Below are 2367 nucleotides of genomic sequence, written 5' to 3' on the forward strand. Positions count from 1 at the left end.
AAGTAGTGATACCAAAATCATTATGCGTCAGGGTTCGTTTAAGGAGTACCTAGAAGAACATCCCAATCATTTTAGTGCACTTCAAGCACGGGTTATTGACTCCTTTGGGGAAGCCAAAACACAAGGCTTTTCTAATTTAATGATTCAATTTGGCAATGTGACTACGTTTCATCGTTATTTTTGTGACCCCTTCTTGCGCGTTCTTTTTTCCACCTCAGGGGAAGAGGTAAGCGCCATTGAGTCTTTGATGAGAGAGGGCATGGTCCTAGCTGACGCTGTGCGAGAGGTAGCAAAGCATTACTATGGGGATGAATTATGCGATTAATATCTCTGGCGGCTTTGGCGTTTTTAGTCATCACTATAACAGCTATCCCCTTTTACGGTTTGAGCCCTCGCGAAACCCTCGTTTTTTTAAATAAGGAGAAAATAGAAGGCCAATTTATTCGGCAATTAGCCGAGCTTAATGCCGCTGAAGCGCAAGTTAGGCGCACAACAAGGCGGTTTAACTCGGCACTCAATCAAGTCTTAAACGCGTATGCTTCGCGTCATCACGTCATTATTATTGAGCGAAAACTAATGCTTGCTGGTGGTCTTGATATCACCGATGACATAACAGCCGAAGTAAGTGGCCTCATGAGGCAGCAATCATGAAGCATTTCTTGTGCGCAGTCATTATTTTGCTGCAGGTTGGACAAGCTTGCGCGACATCCTTTGGTGTTATTGGGGAGGTTTTTCCTGTGGCTGAAAAAAGCTTTTTAATCCTCATTGAAGAGCGCCTAAGAACATCAATGAACAGTGGCGAGTTGGCTTCGTTAAATGAGCGTTGGATTCAAACGGTCGCGCGTCATGCCAACCGTCCCAAACCACTAGGTTTAACCCGAATTCATCAGTCAGCGCGGCATTACTATGTGCCTGAAATTAAGTTAAGTCAGGATATAACAAATAGTGATGGCCGCATTCTGTATGCAGCCGGCACGCAGGTGAATGCACTTGCGCGCCTGCCGACCTATGAACCCTGCTGGCTTTTTTTCAATGGTGATGATGAAGCACAACTTCGTTGGGCGGCAACGCAGCTAAAGCGATTCGCACATCCCAAGCTCATTTTAACGGGGGGTAGCGTGCAGGCAGCTGAGAAGAGACTACAGTCTGTTATTTACTTTGACCAGGCGGGGCGGATTGTTACCAAGTTAAACATTGCACATGTCCCTGCAATTGTTGCCCGCGAGGGCAATCAGCTTGTCATTGTGGAGCTTGCAATTAAGGAGAGTGGTGATGTCCTTTAGACTGATTTTATTCATCCTTAGTCTTTTCCTTTCTTCTTTAACACAGGCTAAGCAGTGCACCGGGCATTTTGTTAATCCTCTGACAGATGTCTGTTGGCGTTGCTTATTTCCCTTGTCCATTGGCAATACGAAGGTGGTGCAATCCCCACTTCCTGATACCAATAATGCTTCAAGCCCCATTGGTGTTTGTCCGTCAAGCATGGGTATGCGCGTTGGGTTAAATATCGGGTTTTGGGAGCCCATCGCACTGACGGATGTCACCGATACGCCTTATTGTTTGGTTAATCTGGGCGGAACTAAATTAAATTTAGGATTAAAAGCCGCTAGAGGCGGGCGCCATGTGGTAGGTAATGGTCAACAACGCGCATTTTTCCATGTGCATTGGTATAAGTACCCCCTTATTAACTGGTTAAACCTCATTACCTCAAGCGGTTGTCTGCAGGTAGGCGATTTTGATATTGCTTATCTCACCGAGCTTGACCCCACTTGGCAAGATTCTGAAATGAGCTTTGTGTTAAGTCCAGAGTCGGTCTTGTTTGGTAATCCAATTACGGCAAGTGCGTGCGCGGCAGATGCGCTCTCTTCCACGCTTGCGAACAAACCGCTCGATAGTCTTTTTTGGTGTGCAGGAAGCCAAGGCACCCATTATCCGCTGACAGGACATGTCAATGCCTCACTCTCACCTGTGCAAACCGCACTGTTGTTAACCGAGCGCTTAAATTACAAGCTGCATCGTGAGCTTTTAGTGTCTGATTCCAGTGCCGCTTTAAGTGCGATTTGCACAGAACATCATTATTCCGTGACCCCTAAATCACGTTACCGCTATGAAATGGTCAATCAGGTTGCGGATGGAAAACACTGCTATTCCTCCGGCCATAGTACGCTCATGTGGGAAGCAGGAAAAATTAAGCCGCATACGCCTGACCAATACGGTTTTTTAGTGTGGCGAAAACGCAACTGTACCTATATGTAGTTTGGAGAAAGAGATGACTAGAAAGGCGCTCACTTTGTTTCTTGGATATTTTGTTATGAATTCTCTGTCTGCCAGCACGATATCAGTCTTTGTCAGTTTTTCGATGCCAGA

Annotated in this window: 3 protein-coding genes and 1 pseudogene; all 4 read left to right on the forward strand. The window is 46.0% G+C overall.

Annotated features, from left to right (window positions below):
* A pseudogene (locus tag E1P04_RS16755) lies at positions 1–325 on the forward strand (type IV secretion system protein TraC); the annotation flags it as partial.
* A complete protein-coding gene (locus tag E1P04_RS16760; RefSeq protein WP_131784015.1) occupies positions 316–651 on the forward strand; it encodes a TrbI F-type domain-containing protein in 336 nt (111 codons plus the stop codon). The pseudogene E1P04_RS16755 and the gene E1P04_RS16760, both read left to right, overlap by 10 nt.
* Entirely contained in the window at positions 648–1283 is a 636-nt protein-coding gene (traW, locus tag E1P04_RS16765) for a type-F conjugative transfer system protein TraW (protein ID WP_131784016.1), read from the forward strand. Before E1P04_RS16760 ends, traW begins: the two co-directional genes overlap by 4 nt.
* A complete protein-coding gene (traU, locus tag E1P04_RS16770; protein WP_131784017.1) occupies positions 1273–2256 on the forward strand; it encodes a conjugal transfer pilus assembly protein TraU in 984 nt (327 codons plus the stop codon). The genes traW and traU overlap by 11 nt, the downstream gene beginning before the upstream one ends.
* The last annotated feature ends 111 nt before the right edge of the window (positions 2257–2367 follow it).

This window comes from Legionella gresilensis, assembly GCF_900639865.1.
GTDB classification, from domain to species: domain Bacteria; phylum Pseudomonadota; class Gammaproteobacteria; order Legionellales; family Legionellaceae; genus Legionella_C; species Legionella_C gresilensis.

Bases quoted from the DNA above. Each gene is read 5' to 3' on its own strand.
- E1P04_RS16760 (WP_131784015.1), top strand. From the start codon at position 316: ATGCGATTAATATCTCTGGCGGCTTTGGCGTTTTTAGTCATCACTATA.
- traW (WP_131784016.1), top strand. From the start codon at position 648: ATGAAGCATTTCTTGTGCGCAGTCATTATTTTGCTGCAGGTTGGACAA.
- traU (WP_131784017.1), top strand. From the start codon at position 1,273: ATGTCCTTTAGACTGATTTTATTCATCCTTAGTCTTTTCCTTTCTTCT.